This window comes from Arthrobacter sp. B2I5 (genome assembly GCF_030816735.1).
Classification (GTDB): Bacteria; Actinomycetota; Actinomycetes; order Actinomycetales; family Micrococcaceae; genus Arthrobacter.
In genome coordinates this window covers 1,784,368-1,801,069 of the sequence record NZ_JAUSYF010000001.1, presented here as the reverse complement: position 1 = coordinate 1,801,069, position 16,702 = coordinate 1,784,368, and the positions used below count along the sequence as shown (strand labels likewise).

At 61.1% G+C, this 16,702-nt stretch carries 18 protein-coding genes and 1 pseudogene; 10 read left to right on the top strand and 9 right to left on the bottom strand.

Annotated elements, in window-relative coordinates:
• Window positions 1-76 precede the first annotated feature (76 nt).
• From QFZ60_RS08665 to QFZ60_RS08620, 10 genes are all read left to right on the top strand, one after another.
• Window positions 77-754, top strand: coding sequence for a metallophosphoesterase (locus QFZ60_RS08665; protein ID WP_307089764.1), 678 nt, complete (start codon window positions 77-79; stop codon window positions 752-754).
• Window positions 755-1,312: 558 nt separating this feature from the next.
• Window positions 1,313-1,630, top strand: a complete 318-nt coding sequence (locus QFZ60_RS08660; protein WP_307089762.1) for a hypothetical protein — start codon at window positions 1,313-1,315, stop codon at window positions 1,628-1,630.
• Between the two features lie 527 nt (window positions 1,631-2,157).
• Window positions 2,158-2,766: a hypothetical protein gene (locus QFZ60_RS08655; protein WP_307089760.1), complete on the top strand. Its 609-nt coding sequence runs from the start codon at window positions 2,158-2,160 to the stop codon at window positions 2,764-2,766.
• 93 nt (window positions 2,767-2,859) lie between these two features.
• On the top strand, window positions 2,860-3,354 hold the full coding sequence (locus QFZ60_RS08650; RefSeq protein ID WP_307089758.1) for a DM13 domain-containing protein: 495 nt from the start codon (window positions 2,860-2,862) through the stop codon (window positions 3,352-3,354).
• A 71-nt stretch (window positions 3,355-3,425) separates the two neighbouring features.
• Window positions 3,426-4,085, top strand: a complete 660-nt coding sequence (locus tag QFZ60_RS08645; protein WP_307089756.1) for a hypothetical protein — start codon at window positions 3,426-3,428, stop codon at window positions 4,083-4,085.
• The gene (locus tag QFZ60_RS08640; RefSeq protein WP_307089754.1) at window positions 4,082-4,828 is read left to right on the top strand and encodes a hypothetical protein; all 747 of its coding nucleotides are present in this window, start codon (window positions 4,082-4,084) and stop codon (window positions 4,826-4,828) included. The genes QFZ60_RS08645 and QFZ60_RS08640 overlap by 4 nt, the downstream gene beginning before the upstream one ends.
• A gap of 56 nt (window positions 4,829-4,884) precedes the next feature.
• Entirely contained in the window at window positions 4,885-5,751 is an 867-nt protein-coding gene (locus QFZ60_RS08635) for a hypothetical protein (RefSeq protein WP_307089752.1), read from the top strand.
• A gap of 279 nt (window positions 5,752-6,030) precedes the next feature.
• Window positions 6,031-7,032, top strand: a complete 1,002-nt coding sequence (locus tag QFZ60_RS08630; RefSeq protein WP_307089750.1) for a DUF6228 family protein — start codon at window positions 6,031-6,033, stop codon at window positions 7,030-7,032.
• Window positions 7,029-7,688: a helicase associated domain-containing protein gene (locus tag QFZ60_RS08625; protein WP_307089748.1), complete on the top strand. Its 660-nt coding sequence runs from the start codon at window positions 7,029-7,031 to the stop codon at window positions 7,686-7,688. The genes QFZ60_RS08630 and QFZ60_RS08625 overlap by 4 nt, the downstream gene beginning before the upstream one ends.
• A gap of 52 nt (window positions 7,689-7,740) precedes the next feature.
• On the top strand, window positions 7,741-7,977 hold the full coding sequence (locus QFZ60_RS08620; RefSeq protein ID WP_307089746.1) for a hypothetical protein: 237 nt from the start codon (window positions 7,741-7,743) through the stop codon (window positions 7,975-7,977).
• Between the two features lie 523 nt (window positions 7,978-8,500).
• Here the strand turns inward: QFZ60_RS08620 and QFZ60_RS08615 are convergent.
• The 9 genes and pseudogenes from QFZ60_RS08615 to QFZ60_RS08580 form a co-directional block, all read right to left on the bottom strand.
• Window positions 8,501-9,046, bottom strand: coding sequence for a hypothetical protein (locus tag QFZ60_RS08615; RefSeq protein WP_307089744.1), 546 nt, complete (start codon window positions 9,044-9,046; stop codon window positions 8,501-8,503).
• Window positions 9,027-9,566, bottom strand: coding sequence for a hypothetical protein (locus tag QFZ60_RS08610; protein ID WP_307089742.1), 540 nt, complete (start codon window positions 9,564-9,566; stop codon window positions 9,027-9,029). Before QFZ60_RS08610 ends, QFZ60_RS08615 begins: the two co-directional genes overlap by 20 nt.
• Window positions 9,563-9,823 (bottom strand): helix-turn-helix domain-containing protein, encoded by a 261-nt coding sequence (locus QFZ60_RS08605; protein ID WP_307089740.1) that lies wholly within the window; start codon window positions 9,821-9,823, stop codon window positions 9,563-9,565. Before QFZ60_RS08605 ends, QFZ60_RS08610 begins: the two co-directional genes overlap by 4 nt.
• Before the next feature lie 99 nt (window positions 9,824-9,922).
• On the bottom strand, window positions 9,923-11,005 hold the full coding sequence (locus QFZ60_RS08600; protein WP_307089738.1) for a hypothetical protein: 1,083 nt from the start codon (window positions 11,003-11,005) through the stop codon (window positions 9,923-9,925).
• A 241-nt stretch (window positions 11,006-11,246) separates the two neighbouring features.
• A pseudogene (locus QFZ60_RS08595) lies at window positions 11,247-11,716 on the bottom strand (PspA/IM30 family protein); the annotation flags it as partial.
• Window positions 11,717-11,725: 9 nt separating this feature from the next.
• Window positions 11,726-12,502 (bottom strand): TatD family hydrolase, encoded by a 777-nt coding sequence (locus QFZ60_RS21655; protein WP_373427715.1) that lies wholly within the window; start codon window positions 12,500-12,502, stop codon window positions 11,726-11,728.
• Between the two features lie 5 nt (window positions 12,503-12,507).
• Window positions 12,508-13,797, bottom strand: a complete 1,290-nt coding sequence (locus QFZ60_RS08590) for a hypothetical protein (protein ID WP_307089736.1) — start codon at window positions 13,795-13,797, stop codon at window positions 12,508-12,510.
• Window positions 13,794-14,270 (bottom strand): hypothetical protein, encoded by a 477-nt coding sequence (locus QFZ60_RS08585; protein ID WP_307089733.1) that lies wholly within the window; start codon window positions 14,268-14,270, stop codon window positions 13,794-13,796. The genes QFZ60_RS08590 and QFZ60_RS08585 overlap by 4 nt, the downstream gene beginning before the upstream one ends.
• 329 nt (window positions 14,271-14,599) lie before the next feature.
• On the bottom strand, window positions 14,600-16,450 hold the full coding sequence (locus tag QFZ60_RS08580) for a P-loop NTPase fold protein (RefSeq protein ID WP_307089731.1): 1,851 nt from the start codon (window positions 16,448-16,450) through the stop codon (window positions 14,600-14,602).
• Between the last annotated feature and the right edge of the window lie 252 nt (window positions 16,451-16,702).

The window sequence follows — 16,702 nt, the reverse complement described above, 5'->3', positions numbered from 1 at the left end:
GGTTGGGCTCTGACAGCTATTCGTTCCGCAGCACGGGAAGGCGTCCGCACTGCGATCCATGTAGGGGACTTCGGGCTTGACTGGCCGGGCCCCTAAGCGGGGGCGTTACGAGGCAAAACTCAACAAGTACCTGACGGACTTGGGGGTCACGCTTGTCGTCTCAGGTGGCAACCACGACAACTGGGACACGATTGAGAAGCTCGTCGTCGAAGATGACGGCTTGGCAACCATCCGACCAAACATCCGGGTACTACCCCGTGGCGGCAGAACCATCATCGATGGCCTTGTCGTCGGGGGCCTGGGCGGCGCGTTCAGCGTCGACTATGAGTACAGGGTCGAGGGGAAGGATTGGTGGTCGAATGAGGAGCCCACCCGTCAGGAAGCTGAAGCCCTCATCGCCGGTGGTCCTGTCGACATCCTAGTAACGCACGATGCGCCTGAAGGTGTTCCGCTGAGGGGAGACTTTCAACTCAGTGCAGAACTAAGTGAGAAGGCGAACAGGACCCGCGGGCTTCTGCGAGAAGTAGTCGATGCGCTGGCAGTGCCTCATCTGTTTTGCGGCCACTGGCATCAGCGGCGCATCCACGATTTGAGCCATCCGAGCGGAATGGTCACGAGGGTAGACGTACTCAACATGGAAAACTCCCGTCACGGTAATGGAGTGCTCGTTTGGCCTGGCAAGCCTCCGCTTCGGATTGAACCGCTCGAAATCAGGGACCTTCCGGTACGTGCTTCTTCGCGAAGGCTGACCTAAAGTAGGCTGCATGGACGCGGCCGAGTGGGCGCACGAGCTGGCCTATTCCTTGCATGCTGGCCCAGGAACACCTTCCCTACTGACAATCGCTACGTGTGTCGGGCCCGCTGCCAGCAGGGAAGTCATAGAAACGGCCAAACGAGTAGTCGGGGAGGCCGGATGGCCGGTCTATGAGCTCGTCGCCCGCGAAGTATCCCCTGATCCGTCACTTCTGCGCGAAAGCGGCTTCCTAATCCTTCGGGACGTTCGCCAACCGCTAGCCCCAGCCGTGCCGGTTCTCATTGGCGCTCACCAACTGAATATCAGTCGGGGCCTGCCAGTCGGTCTCCTCATCGTCGGGTCTCCTGCCGGAATTAAGGGCCTGCGGAGACATCCCGGATTAGGCTTTCTTAGCCGCGCCGAGTGGGTGGTGCAGAACTAGCGTGGGAACAGTCTCCAGGTAAACACAGCCCACTTGTCCTCGGCACTACGCACTCGCAGGCATCACGGCAAGGCCGGGCATGCTTGGACTCCGCTGGCACCGCGAGCGGTGTCTGAGGCCGCCGCTACACTCTCTCCATGGTGCAAGAGCTACGCAATGACGATGCGGGCCGCTACCTTGTGACCACTGCGACCGGCAGCCAGTATCTGCTGGATCTGACCGCCAGGACAGTGCAGCGGGTTATGGCCGCGACCGCTCCACTCGTCGAGTATTTGGATGTGGGGTTTTCGCAGCTTCGCCGCGACGGGGAAACACTTGAACTGCTCATGCTTGAGTCTTGCAGCATAGGCTCGCCCGCCCGGTACTGGCTCCAAATCCGCGACGACCATATCGTGACGCTCCGAACCACCTCCCCTGTGGTGGGCATCCTCGCCGTGAACCAACTGGAAGCCTAACCTGTGTAGCCACGCTAATACCCAAGCTCGATGCCCCCCCCCCCCCCCCCCCCCCCCCCGCCAAGATCTTCTGAGCTGACGTGCAAGCCGCAGCAGCTGCAGCGTACTCGTGGCGTTATCGCTACGAATGTGCAGCGGCCCTTTGGAGCAAAGCATGCCCGCGAAGGGTTCGACCGAGATCTCCTGGTTACTGCCCGACCTAGACGTTCGGCTGGGCTGCTTCCGGGTATGCGTGAAGTTATGTTTCCCGCGGCGGGTCGGGGGCGGCGCAACAAGTTTTGGCGTAGACATGATGCCTGTGAAGGCCGCTACCGAAACACAGAACACGCCCAGCACCAATGTCGTAGCTGCATCGGGTGTTCATCAAGTCATTTTCTCGGATCCTAATGGCGTGAAGATGGATGGGGTAAGTGACTCACAGGTCCAGAAGGCCCTTCTGACGCCCGCCTTCTCACATCGCTGACTGAGCCCCGACAAGTGGGCTGCCTACGGTGATCAAAGTCGACGTCGTGTGAGAGGCTCAGCCCATGACAAAACCTGATGCAATAGCGCCTCTTTTGAATGAGCACACCTGGAGCCTCCTCCGTCAGGCACATGCCGACTTTCACTCCGAGGCGTCAGAGGTCTACGACGAGGTTCTCATCGAGGTATCCGACCGAATCCGCAGTTCGAGGTCGATTGGCAAGGCTGACATCGGGGCTTTGCTCTTCTGGAAACGTCTCCGCGCCGACACTCGTTGGGTCCGAGACCTCATGGCTTTGGCCGATTCCGAAGTTCGCGACACCACGGGTCACGCCGTCTCAGCGGTGAACGACGCTGCCCTGGACATTGCCTCAGCAGCCGCTGAAGGCCGAAAAGCTCTGAGCGCCTTGCCAGGCTTCGTCCGCGGTGATGCCCTTGCCTCAGCTCTGCTTACAGCGGCCGCCCCAGACCGCATGGCTGTCTACGATCGGAGGGCCCAGTCGGGGCTCGAAAAGCTTGGGCTTTCGCTGTCCGCTGCAAGGGGGCGGTACGGGAGGTACATGGCCATCGTCAATGGACTGGCGTCCGAGGCCGAACGTCGAGGTCACCCTTGGTCTCCCCGTCAGGTGGACCTGGCCCTGTTTGCCTTGGGCGGTCAAAAGAGGATCAGCTAAGGCGGTTTGAACCCACCCGGCCTTGGCGCTCAGCTGTGGCATCGGCTTTGCATGGCTTCCGGTAAGGTGCCAAGGAAACGAATCATTGGGGGAATGATGGAACTGATCCGACGTGTGCTGCTCGCTGGGGTCCTCGTTGTGGCACTCACCGGCTGTACCTACACAGACCAGGTGGAGACCCAGGAGAGCCGGCGGGTGGAAGCGTCTACGGCCGCCACTACTCCCCCGGCGGTGTCCTCCGCGATGCGGGGCGAGTTCCAGTCCCTGGCTGCCGCTACCACTGGCACGGCCATTCTGGAGGTCAACGAGTCCGGAGCAGTTCTGCAGCTCGACGACATGGCAACCGAACCCGGCAAGGACCTTCGGGTCATGCTGAGTCCCGGGGCTCTTACCGCCAGCGCAGGAGGGCAGGAATTGTCATCGACAAGAATGATTGAGATTGGACCGTTCCGAACCGGCGCCACCCAGCGTTTCGTGATGGATTCCCCAATGTGGTCTGCCATGAAGGAGCCGGTGCGGAGCGTGCTCATCTATGACTACTCCGCCAAGACCGCACGGGGCGTCGCAGTCCTCAGCGACCGAAAGTGAAGGCTCCGGCTGGTGCCGCGGTGAACCCCGCCGCGTGGGACCGCCCTTGGACCTTGGCCGCAGTCTGCGTCATGACCACTGCCGTAGCCTTCCTGTTGTTTGGATTGCGGCCAGTGTCGCTGATCGAGCTGTTGCCTGGCTATGTGACCGCATACCTGCTGATCGGGGCCTGTATCTTCGGCCCGATCAGGAAGGTCCCGTCGCTGCGGCAGGCCGTGGCGTTCCTGCTGCCCGGCACCCTGCTCGCCCCCCTGGCATTGCTGAACATGGGCTTCTGGGCCGGTTCATGGCTGCTCGGCCTGCCGGCGTGGGGACTGCTGCTGAGCCGGTGGACCGGGGAAAAGCCGCTGAGGCCCATCCAGCTGCTGAAGTTCCTGGGGCTGCTGGTGCTGGGACTGGTGGTCTTCACATTCAATGCCATCTACCCCGTGGCCAGCGTTGGCCTGTTCCTACTGCCGGTCATCCCACTGGTCCGGCTGGCCAGCCCCGAGCGCCGGCTGCAGGCCGGCGTCGAGTTGCTCCTGGGCGTCGCCACAGTCTGGATCGCCATCGCCATCCCCACCCCTGAGGGGGCATGGTCCTCGCCTTGCGTTCACGCTGGCGGGGCCGCGACTGTCGGGCTGATGATTGCCGTCTGGGCCCGGGGACTCCCCCGCCGGTCGCGCCGCCTGCAGTACAAAGCGGGACGGTCATCTAAGACCCGGAAAGCCCACATTGGGATGACGGCATGAATTTGGATGATGGCTACGGGGCGTTGCGGCGCCGTCCGGTGAAGCATTTCGGCGAAACCCTGCGTGCCAGCAAGTCCAGTTACCGGCTCAAGCGGCACGAGTACGCCGTACCCAATAAGAGGAACACGCTGTGGCGCCGGCGGGAGGACTGCACCGAGGCTCGCTGGGCCGCGGAGACATGGATGTACGAGGACGAGGACCACCGGATCTACTCGGACCAGTTCTGCGACCTATACCGGGCGGCAGCGCTGAAGAACTTCGACGCGAACATGGCCTTCTTCCGGCAGCTGTCCGGCAGTGGGTTCCTGGAAACCATCACTGCGATGCTCGAGCAACATCCCACTCTGCAACGTGTCACTGAGCTCTCGGTCTGGAAGGGCGTCGAGGGCGTCTATGTCATGGTGCTCGACCGGTACATGCAGGCATACGTCGGCCATGCCGGGGACATCCGGGCACGCATCATGAAGCACTGGAGCCGGACCATGGACTTCGACCATCTCATCTTCGGAACCCCCGAGAGCTCGGTCCTGCCCATCGACGCGTTTCGCGCCCTGGACACGACCCGCATCTTCGCCGTGAAAACGTCACGGCGGCAACAGATGGAGCAGCGCCTGGTCGACGACCTCCCCCCGGACTTTCTGCTCAACCGCGTTCCCGGCGGAGAACGACCCATGGGAGGCATGTTCCTGCCCTCGGAAGTGAAGCGGCGGCAGCTGCCGGCTGCTCCTGAAGGCAGCCAGTAGCCGGACTTCATTGGTAAAGTCAGGCCGGCGGCGCGGCCGCAGGACAAGGGGGATTCGTGGGAATTGGTTCCTGGCTTCGCGAAGCCATCGGTAGAGTGCAGTCCACCCAGGCAGAGACAGCGCCGCCGGCTTCGGCTCGGTCGGTCGTGACGTTCTCCATCGGTTTCCACCCGTGTGTTGAGGTGGCCGGCACGACGACGTTCGCCGCCAGCGCCGTGGCCGCCCTCGCGCACCGCAAGGGCCTGGCAGAGCGCGGCTACTTCGAGGGCCAGGCGCAACTGCAACGCCAACCTGAGAACCCGATCGATCCAAAGGCCGTCGCCGTCCTGGTGGATGGCGAGCAGGTAGGGTGCCTGCCGTCCTACGCCGCGAAGGACTTTCCGCTGCCGGTCGGGGCCAGCCACCCTGTCCCGTACCAACTGCACGTCGCGCCCGGAAAGAAGCTGCTCGCCAAGGCGTACGTCTGGCTGGGTGAAGGCAAGCCGGAATGGGCTCACACCCGCGATAACCCGCCGGCCCTGACGACAAAGGAGCGGATCAACGACTCCCATAACCAGAAGACCGCCATGGTCCGTGAGGCGCTGAGCGAAGGCGGCGCCCGGGCCCAGCAGTTCAGGCGCGGCATGGTAGATGGCGTCCACTACCTGGAGCTCGTGGAGCCGATCAAGCAGCTCAAGCGCGAAGGCCGACTGAACGAAGCACTGGTGCTCTGCTACAAGGCCATCGAGGCGGCCGAACGGGACCGCGACGGCCGGGAGCCTGCGCCCTGGTACACGGAGCAGGCGGCCATCGTGCACCGGAAGCTGGGCCAGAAGGATGAGGAAATCGCCGTACTGAAGCGGTGGATCGACAACACGCCGAAGTCGCGCCGGGCCGGCAGCCGGATCGCTGAACGCCTCGCGAAGCTAGAGGGCGTCCAGTAAAGCGGTACCGCGTGCCCTTCCTGATGATTTCGCATTGGTGGCGGGGCCGCTACGAATACGCAATCATCTTGACGAACTAACTATCAGCAGGCTTATGATATTGGTATTCGGATGGGGATCCGGGTGCGGGGAAGCGAAAAGGGTGCGCTCAGCGAACGGGGCGCACCCTTTCCCATGTCCGCTGGAGGACGTAGGCCCAAAACTCAAGCTTTCGCGAATTCATACCCGGTTGGCCCTGGTTTCGGTACGGTGGTCGAATCCGCGAAAAAGGGGTCCCACGTGAAGCGACCGCTTCGAATCGTCTTAGTGTTCCTCTTCATCGTCGTCGCATTCACCCTCATTACGCTCGCCCGTCCCCTGCTGAGCGGGGAAGACGTCGGACTGGACCGCGTACTTTCTGCCCTCGCCGTGGGTGTCGTCGTGGCTGCAGCCGCCTACGGGATCGTCCGCTGGCAGCAGGCCAGGGAAAACAAGAAGCCCCAAGGATTCCCGACGGTGACGCGGTTCAGGGCGGCGTTGTCCAAGGGACGGCTCCCCGCCGGCGCAGCCCCGGACCTCTGGCAGCGCGAACTGACCAAGACCATTCGAGTGGAAAAGCCCTTCATCTGGGCCGGCCCACTCATCTTCGGAGCCTTCGCCGTCCTAGGGGCTGTTCTCGCAGTTTCGAATCTTGACCATCCCTGGTTCTGGGTGATCTGCACCTGCCTCTTCCTTGGCTTGGCCATCTGGGCGCCCATCTCCGTCATCCACAGACGACGCACGATGGAATCGCTTATCTCCGAGCTGGCTGATTCCCCACCTCAGCGCGCAGTAATCCTTGACACCTTCCCCGGTAGGCTCGTCCTCATGGGGACGATGGACCGCGTTGAGGTTGGCCAGCCGCCGGAGCGCCTGATCTTCACCCAGGTCCAGCGCGGAACTGACGGCATACCGTTCAACATGGTCGTTGCCGTGGAACTCGGCGCCCTCACCGCCGGTCGCGAAGTGGCCTCCCACTACGCGACCGGTTTCGATGACCTCGCTCTGTTCTTTGCCGATCTGGCCGAGACCTGGCGCGGCTGGAACGGCACAAGGAACTATGAGTCGATGGAACGCGACTTCCTGCTGGAGGCCACCCACACCGGCAGCCACGTCGAGCTCCACTTCACGCTTCAGGATCCTGAGTCCAGCAGTGCGTGGTCATTGCGGGGCAAGCTGACGCTCGACGCCGGCGAAGAACTCAGCCGCGCCAGCGGAGACGTCCAGGACCTGCTCAGGCACGGACCGGCAAAGACTCCATGACCCAGATCAAGCGTCCGGCCCCGAACCCGGAGTGGGTGCAGATGTACCGGCAGGGAATCCCGACGGCGGAGATCGCCGTGGGTGCCGGCGTCGCCGAGAGCACTGTTCGGTTTCACCTGGCCAAGGCTTCAAAGAAGGAACCGGGCCTGCGGGCCGTGCACCAGGCCGCTCTGCCCCCGTCGGCGCCCCGGGTGACCGACGCGGGCCGGCGGAACCTGGAGGACATTCTGGCGTTCTACCGGGCCGAGGGTCGGCTCCCGGTGCACCGCCGGTCCACCCGGGAATCCAGTCTGGCGGGCTGGTTGGTCAGGCGCCGGGAAGAGGCAGCGGCCGGCACCCTCTCCCCCGTTTACGCCGCGGCCCTGGACACGATCCCGGGCTGGCGTGACCACCCGGCCAAAAGGGACGCCGACGCCGCCCGCTGGAACCAGCGCCTGGCCGGGGTCGCCGCGTGGCTGGCCGCCGGAAACGACTGGCCCCGACACAACAAGACCGACGACCAGGAAGAACGCACCCTGGGCGTGTGGCTGCACACCCAGCGCATCGACGCCCGTGCCGGGAAACTCACCGCCGCCAAAGAGGCGCAGCTGAACACGGTCATCCCCGGCTGGCGCGCGGGCAGGGTCCGGCGGGGACGCAACAGCTGCCTGCCTTGAAGCCGGCCGTCCTGTGACTGGCCATATGCGTGACCGGATGGGAGACTGCCGGATGGGGAAAATACCAGCAGATCCGTATCTTCAAAGCATTCGGGCCCAGGTGCTGGGCGTCCTTATGGGGGTGTGCCTCATCGCGCCGCCGCTGATCCGCTTGGGCGGAGGCCGGTGGACCGGCATCGATTGGATCTTCGTCATTGGCGGCGCTGCGTTCGTAGTGTTCTGGCTGTCCATGGGGCTTCTCGGCTGGCGGTCGAGGCGGAGGGACACCCGCCACCCGGAAGGGGAATAGAGGCTCTCCAGCGGAGCTTTGCTCGGGCGACTTCAGCCGACCCCGTGCAGACTCAATCGTCCTGGATGGATAAAGACGATGAACTTTTCGAACTCGACAGCGTCAAAGTCGATTCCTCTATTCGTCGGCGACTCCCCGAGTCAGAGGCTGAAATACGTTTCGACACTCCTCACAAGGACTAGTTTCCTTGGCCAGCGTCGCCGTGAACGGGCCAACGGCCGTCTACTCCGGCGATCCAACGCTCGGCACGGAAAAGGTTTGGCCCCTAAATAGCTGAGACCCGGTCAGAACCAATGCAAAACGTCCCTGGCCAGCCAAAAAAGGAAGGCGACGAAGGCAAAGGGTGGCAATAAGTACAACACCCAATTACCGTGCATCGCCCGCTTGCCCACACCTTGCTCCCATCCGATCTACCGGCGAGTGTACTGCGTTGCAGTCACACCGGGTACGTTCGACGACGCAACCCGAGTTTCCTCAGAGGGGTCAAGAATAACCGTCATGCCGGGGTCACTTTCGGCGCGGGCTATTGAGGGGCCGGCTCCACGGCTTTCTGGATCTTTTGGAGCGTGTCAGGGCTAGCCGCGATCTCGATGGGTCCGCCGTCAGAGTCGAAGGTGACGATCTGGAAGCCGAACGGGACGGCCTGCTTGTTGTCCCGACGGTCAGCCTTCCGAGGCTGGGACCCGGTGGCATGGAGTCCGGTGAGGGCCCGGCTTCGGCCGCTGGGGACCAGGTCTTCGTAGACGGCCGGCTGGAAGTCGATTCGGCCCTGCGAAGGGGTGGCCACCCCCATCTGCCAGACGCCGCTGAGGGACCCTGGCCTTGAGTCTGGGTACCTCAGGAACATGAGCGACTGGCCGTTCTCGTCCAGTCTGGCCTTGGTCTTCCGCGTGCGCTTCTGAGCGAAGTAACTGCTGCCCCAGAAGAACAGCATCCAAAACACTGTATTCGCGATAGCGGTATCCAGCTTTCGTCCCAGGAGTATGTCAACGATTAGGACGACGACGCCGGCGAGGAGGGCGAAAAGGGCGGACGACAGGACTGGATGCTTAGCGGCCCACTTCCTCATGGCCAGAGTCTAAGGGCGAACGCGGTCCGCCACTACGCTCTTCGTCTTCCGGGCCGGCGTCCACGATCTCGCTGGAGACCATGCGCTGGGAGTCTTGAAAACCCTGCCGACTCTTGGTTTCCAAGAGAGCGAGCAGGGAGCTGAACGGTTCGGGGTCGAATTCGACCTGCTTTCGCCCCGACCAGGCTTTGGCCGCGTCAACGGCTGCTCGCATGGCTTGAGCCCCATACGCATATGGGTTGTCCGGCGGATCGACCGGGACGCCTACCTGAACCTTTAGGAGGCGGTCAGCCTTCCGGAACGTTCCGGTACGAACTCCCTGAAAATCAGGGGCAATGAGGTGCCCGGGCACGTGGAACTCGACCGTCAGATTCAGGTCGGAGCTGAGTTGATCTCGCACGCCTGAAACGTCCCGCGACAGCCGCATGAGAGCCTCGCGCCAGATCCTGCTTTCGGGTGTGAAGCCGCCGACGATGACCCCCACGGAGAGTTGTTTGGGCCGGTCGGGTGAATCAGTCATGCCTCCTCGGCCTCTGACCCGGCGTCCTCGAGCTCACCGGCGGCGATCCGCTCAGCGGTGCGGCGGTAGGCTTCGGCGATGTAGTCCTCAAGGTCCTGCCGACCGATGCGCCACATCCCGCGTCCGCCAACCTGGAGGGCCCGCAGCTCCCCTGCCTTGATCATGGCGTGAATCTGGCTCGGCTTCACGTTCAGTTCTTCGGCAGCCTGGGTGGGCGTCATGAAGCGGGACGGCTTGCTTTCGGGTACGTCGGTCACCGTTTCATCCTATGTGCGGAGGTAAACGGCTTCACGGGCAGGGTGTAGCACCAGCGGCGCACAGGCCGCCGCGTAGCTCAGACGCGTCAGCTCATGGCCTCACGGTGGACCGGCATCGGGCATGGTCACTGGACCGGCCCATTTGCCAAGCAGAAGTTTGTTGGCCGCTCTGAGTGCATCAAACCCGCTTTCGGGATAGCCCTCCCGCCGGCCCCACCAGGCACTCGGGTCCCGGGAAATGATCATGCGCTTACCGCCGTCGAGGGGGAAAGTCTGCCAAGCATCCCCCGGTTTCATCTCCGGGTGGCCGGGTCCTAAGACCTGAAAGGCGAAAATCCCTGGCGCCGACGTCTTCACGAAAGAATGATCAGCTGCGAACTCAGAGTCTGAAGGACCTGGAACAGGCGACCTCACCATCACGCTGTTGGGTGTGACGGCTCCGAAATGGTTGAGTGTGACGGCGGCGTAGTCGTATAACGGCTCCAGCTCCTGAAGCAATGTAGTGAGAGCGTTGAGACCTTCCGGCGCCCCGTCCTTGTACTCGACCCCGACATGAAGCCACCCTTCTCGTGAAAAGTTCACGTACCAGTCACCGTGCTTTGTGGGAACGAGCAAATTGGCCCATCCGACGTCACCACAACACTGTTTGAGTACTGCGGCGGCCTGCTCTGGGCCGCACCTGATCATCGTGAAGTGGAGCCCGGCGAGGATCAGGCCTTTGGTGTTTTCGGCAGCCCACCCTGTCAGCCGATCCACCAAGGTCGAGAACGCCGACGATTCAGTAGCCCAACACGACTGGTTGTCTTTCACCTCGCGGAATGCAAGAGGCATCCGACTCTGATCGATCGCGGCATCAACTGCACAGATGGAGGCGTTGTAGGCAAATCGCGGCTTTTTGCGTGGCCGCGGACCTAGTCTGCCCGCGCATGCGGTGATGGTTCCAGCGAACCCCAATGGCTGCAGAGCTTGGGCGGTTGCCTGGGCGACGCGAATCGCGAAGCTGGGAGAGATCGGAGAAACGAAGAATGCGATTCCCTGAGCGACCTCTACGGCGTGGAACCGCTGATGTGGCGCCGAGGGAAGGGTGATTTGAGCAATGACATCGTTGACGTCGGCGAGTAAGGGCAGAACGGATTCCGGGGCAGGTGCACAGAGGAATCCCAGATCCAGGATGGAGTCCATGTTCTTCCGGCGGATCTTCCCAGCTTCGATGGTTACGGAGCCAACTGTCAGCCGGTTGCTCGGCGGAGTCCTCATGAAGCGATCCAAGCGGGAAGATCTGCCCGGAGCAAGGGATTCGACCAGCCTTGATCGAAAATTCGGGTACCAAAGGCACTCAGGCGAACGCGTCTGCGCAGTGGCTCCATGAGCCGACTCCGCCAGGCCCGGTCCGATGAAGGTCCGGGCCTAGGGCAGCCATCACCTAATACTCGATGGCCTTCCGGTCCATGGACTTGAGCGCGGCGAGCCGGGCTTCCACTTCGGTCTGCTCGCCGAGGTCTTCGAGGGAAGCGAACTGGGCGTCCAGGGAGGAGGCTGCGAGTCCCTGCTGGCCGCGGACGGTGGCTTCCTCGCGGCGGATTCGCTCCTCATACCGGCCGATGGCGGATGTCGGGTCACGGCATCCAGGGCTTTGAGCGCGTCGTTCACCTGCGTCTGGGTGGCGGCCACCCGGGCACGGTTGACCAGCTCGTTGCGCTTGGCGAACAGCTCGCCGAGCTTGCCGCGCATCTGGTCCAGGCCCTGCTTGAGCTTGTCGACGACCTCGTTCTGGGTGGCCAGGGCCGGTTCCTGAGTTCTGGCGGTCGTTTCGGCGGTCACCTGCCGGCCGATGGCGACCTTGGCCAGGGCGTCGAACTTGTCGGCGTCAGCGCTGTTGCCGGCGGCCCGGAACCACCTAAATCAGCTAGGTTGGGACCGTACCGCACTAAGCATCCGCTGAACAGGCTTAGGCATAAGGTGGGCGGTGTTTGTCGCATCTACTATGTGAACGAAATTTCGCCAGCATTGCAGTCGTACTTCATGACCTGTTAGGCCGTAATGATTGCCCAAGAGTGCCTCGACATCGCTAACGCTTCCGGGCTGACGAGGACGGGAAGAAAAACGGTCTCCAGAAGGATGATCCGTCTCAATCAGGAGTCGATTCAGGGGTATCTGTTTTAGAGTCCCATATGACTTAGCCATTGAATAATTAACTGAGAAGTAGCATCCAAGTTCCACCATTTCTTCCGTTTCAAGTTCGGTTCCTAGCCACCAATGCAAGATAATGCCGGAACGACGCATACTTTCGTTCTTCAACGCTTGGACCAGCTCTGCTGTTGCCCTGTAGCTGTGAAGGGAGACTATTCGCGGAAGCTGGCGCGTCGCGGCCAACACCGAATCCAAGACTGCACTCTGTGTTGTAAGTGGCACGCGCGAGGAGCCGTCCAAGCCTACTTCAGCTACATACGGTGTCTTCTCCAGCGCCGCTCGAAAGTCTTCATCACGAAAAGACCTTTGGGCCCGAACCAGGGAAGGGTGACATCCGACTCCCCAAACACTTACGAGGTCTTCGCGGTCCTGAACTACTCCGAACTCTTCTATTGATCGAGTCGCGATAAAGATTACGGCCCCAAGATTTTCAAGATCCCGGGTAGAGACTGCGAGGTCCACGTGGGCGTGTGTGTCGAGCGGGGGCATCTTCTTCACCCTACGAAGTCCGCCAATTCCCTCATCCCCCGCCGAGCCAGCTCCAAGGCGCTGCGTGCACTGTAATTGGGAGGGAGCGGCATGGACATTATCGTTGCTTCTTCAATGCCCGAGTCGATGAAGTCAGAGACGGCAGTCAAGACGGATTTTCCTTCCAGGTACTTCCCAGCGTCTAAGGTCGGCATGTTGTCCAGGTACGTCGTTTGATCGACAATGCCGGCGGCCATGAATGATGACCGCCGAACGACACAACCGAAACAAACGCCGCAGTGAGTTCCACTGGGAACGCCAAGGTAGTGCTGGTCGGTATGCGAACATGAGTTGGTCTCGCTCAGATAATGAGACGCCCCATCCGCACCCAAAATGGCTTTGACGCGGCCAAACATCTCGCCCTTGGTTAAACGCTCGTAGGGGTTGATGATGAGGCCGTGGCCACTCAGATCTGAGATCAAAGTACTTACACTCCAGAGAAACCAAGGTTGCGTTGTGCGAGTGGAGAGCGCCCCAACGCGTTCGGGCCCCAAAGGGGGATTTAATGAAGCAAATCCGTTCTCCGGAATCAGCAACGGACCACCGCTTTGACCAGCCACAGCGAGACCGAGGGCAAGGAACAGCAAAGACCTGGAACGGCTGGATCGCTCATTGCGGAACCTTGAGCCATCGAGGCGCTTCTTGCTCCTCCGAAGGAAGATTCGATGGTGGGTTGCGGTGGTTCCCGGGTATTGAGCATTGAGGGCGGCAGACACCCGCTGTTGGGCAGTCTTCGCGACCCCAGAACTGGCGTGAGAAACGAGGTTGTGTGTTTCTCCCGGGCGAAGACTTTCGGCGGAAAGCAGCGCTCCCGTTGCCGAATCCGCTCCACCACTAAGCAGGACAGTTCTGGGGGAACTGTCCTCAATCAACATGTCCGCCGCTAAAGGAATCTCTCCTGAACGAAAGTCGAGCGACCACTGGTCGCCCGTCAGATACGCGAGAAGGGTTGTGACAGACTCCCGGTGTGCAGTCCATATTGCGGGGTCACTGACCGGTACGGAGAGTTCTAACGTCCGCCGGTTCCAATTAGAGCCATGGAAGTCGCGGCGAACAGACTTATCCGCTGCGTATACTGCAAGTGCTAATCGGACGAAATCGGCATTTATACTTGTCACGGCCCCTAAAGAATTCAGCGAGGGCGAAAGCTTCGTTCTGAAGGTACCCAAACCGGTGGCAGGCCACAGGAAAACTTCGTCGAATCCAGCAAGGTCATCGGCCTCGCCCCGGTCCAGCACAAGCGCAATCCGTGTCATTTCTCGTCCCCATAGAAACTACTGAGCAATGTGACGTTGGTTTCAATAGCCTGTGAAATCTCCGTCGGAGTCGTCCCGAGCTCCCCCAGCGGAACCTGACTGGCCATTACGGCTGCAGCGCTCTTGATCTCGGCCTCGATGGCCCGGCGCTTGCTCTTGTCTTTTTCAGCACGGATCGTTGCGCCGACTTCGTTCACCGTCCCTTGGAAAATCATCAGTTCGATTGTGTGGCGAACGATGTCGTCTGGCTTACGGAGAGTTCCTTCCGGCGCTGACATCATCCAGGCGACCAAGTCGGACACTATTATCCGCGCTTCGCTGTCTTCTATTGAGCCGTCGGGTTGAGTTTGAAAGGCCGCGTCGGTTATGCGCTTCCCTATTTCCAAGGGGTCATTCAGTGCTCGAAGCTCGTCATAATCGAGACCGGATCGTCCAAGAGTAAGTCTGTCGCCAGCAACATAGGCGCGAACCATGCCGCTCGCGCGCCCTGCAGGGCCGGCCACCCTCCCAACAGACCGTTTAGGCCCTCCGGAGGAACGTCCTCCCGTTCTGCCCGATCCGCCGGCTCCAGCAGCTCCTCCCGGGCCGTCGCCACCACCCCCACGCCGCCATAGCCTTATGACGGGCGCCAGGCTTGCAGGGTCAAGGCCGGGTACGGATGCTGAATCTGCCCCCGAAGTCGCTTCGGTATCGGGCCCCTGTGCCCCTGGAGGCGCCTCACCGAGCCACCCCGAAATGACATCTCGTAAGCTGCCGGCGTCGGGGCCACCACTACCCTTGAACGCGCCACTGGTGCCCAAGTCTACTTAGCACCTGACGCGAGAACGGATTCGATCGCCTTTACCACAGGCTTGTGGGGAGTTCCAGATGCCCAAACTTCAAGGACTTCGCCGAATTGCGCCGCGCCAGAGGCGTTGAACAGCAGGACAGTCGATAGGTTCAGCTCCTGGGCGGGCAATTTCTGCAGCGCATTACGGGCCGCCTGCTTCAGATCAGGGTGAGTCTTTGTAAGCGTCAAAATGCCATTGACGGTACCCAGCTGCAGCGACGGATCGTCCTGCATTCTCCTGCCCAGATGCTGAAGGAGAGTGTCGACATCACCACGAGAAAGGGCGGCCAACTCTGCTTCTTTCACGGAGGATCGGTCCACTTGAGAGCTCGAAGTCATTGCGGCCGCAATGTCCCGAAGTTGCTGTGGCAGTGACTCGTCTATCAGCTGACGTCCTTTGAACGCTGCAGCCAGTGTCAGGTAGCCCGAAACTTCAGTGGCGTCGAGTTGCGGTGGCAACTTGGACCAACGAACCATCGTATCCGAGAAGCCGCCTAGCGAATCATCAACAGGATCAGCGTCGGTGGGCTTGCCTGGCTCAGCGCTCTTATCGTGGTTTTTCGTTTCCTGCACATGGGGTTCTTCTACAGCAGAAATCTTGTCGAGCGCCATAAGTTGTGGCCTGAGCGTGCCACCGGCCAACCAATCGAGAACCGTTGTGAAGTCATCCTCGAACAGCTTCTCAAGCACCATCAGTTTGGCAATTGCATCCGACGAAAGGGTGATTCCGCGCCGGGCAGCAACGGCTTGCCTAACATAAAGGTCATTCATGAACCGCTTGATCCGACGCGGGTTGCCTTTGAAGCGCTCGTAAAGTATTGGGGTGAGCCGCGATGCAGTTGCCGCCTCAAGCGCCAGGTCGATTCCCGAGGGCAATACTAGATCGTCGAGGCTACCAGCACCCAACCGCAGGGCATCACAGGAGGCAATCAAATCGGCGTACGCGCCATCGTCGAGCTTTCCGTTGGCAAGGAGAAGGAAAAGATAGGCACGCGTGTCGAAATTACTTAGCGCTGGCAATGGAACCGTCGTCTGGACTATCTTGTGCAGGTACAGGCTGGCAACGCTTTCCTCGTCCGCAGGCAGCTTCGGAGCCTGCAGCCTTTGCTGGATTGCCTCAGCCACGCGCACCTCGTCTGCAGCTATGACGAACGACATGCCTTCTACAGCAAGGAAGAGCCGAATCGCTTCGAGCGTCTCCACGACCGTCTCGGGCAGGCATCGGTCTAGGTCATCGACAAGTACGACGACTTGGGATACATGCTTGAGAGCGTCACCGTTGAGAAAATCAGCGAAGTCTTTTCGAAAAGCGGTCAACCCCTTTTCGTTATCGAGCGACTCCTTGTCGTCACTGACCAAATCGAAAAGGTCATCGAGACTCGGAAGCTGCAGGGTGATGCCAGTCTTGGCGGCCATTTTCAGAGCCTTCGACCAGTTAACTCGCTTCGCTAGGTTTTTAAGCGCTCCCTGGGCGTGGTGGTTTACTGGATCATCGGTGCGGTACTCCTCGGATAGTGCGCCGAGCACCTCAGTGATCAGGCTTTCCTTGGGTCCGACGGCAGGATCGAACCGCCATGGGTCCGAGCGGACGAAGACGATCTTCTGATCTTTATCGTCCCATCCCTGAAGACGCTTCTGAATGAGGTTGAGAACCGTGGTCTTGCCACTGCCCCAAGACCCAGAAACGCCAAGAGCAAGCGGATTAAGTCGCTCATCGAGAATCGCGTCAGCAACAGTAGCCGCTATGGCTTCGAAGGAAAGTAGGTCAGTTAAGGCCGGCTCGTCTGACCATAGAGGCATGATGTTGATGTCACGAACTGTCATTTGTTTCTCCTGGACAGCTACCTTCGCAGCCGAACCAGAACCCCCCAATACTTCGTTTCCGATTACTTCGTCGATTTAGCCCGGCTGCTGCCTCAGGACAATAAATTAAACCGCGGAAAGCCGCGCAGTTGCGTGGCATCCTGCCTCAGCCAGCGCCGCGCCAAACCGAGTGGCGGCACGGCGCTGACTAAAGCGTCAGGGGCCCAGATACGGACGTATGAGATTTCGGGAGCAGGCAGGCTGATCTCTGTT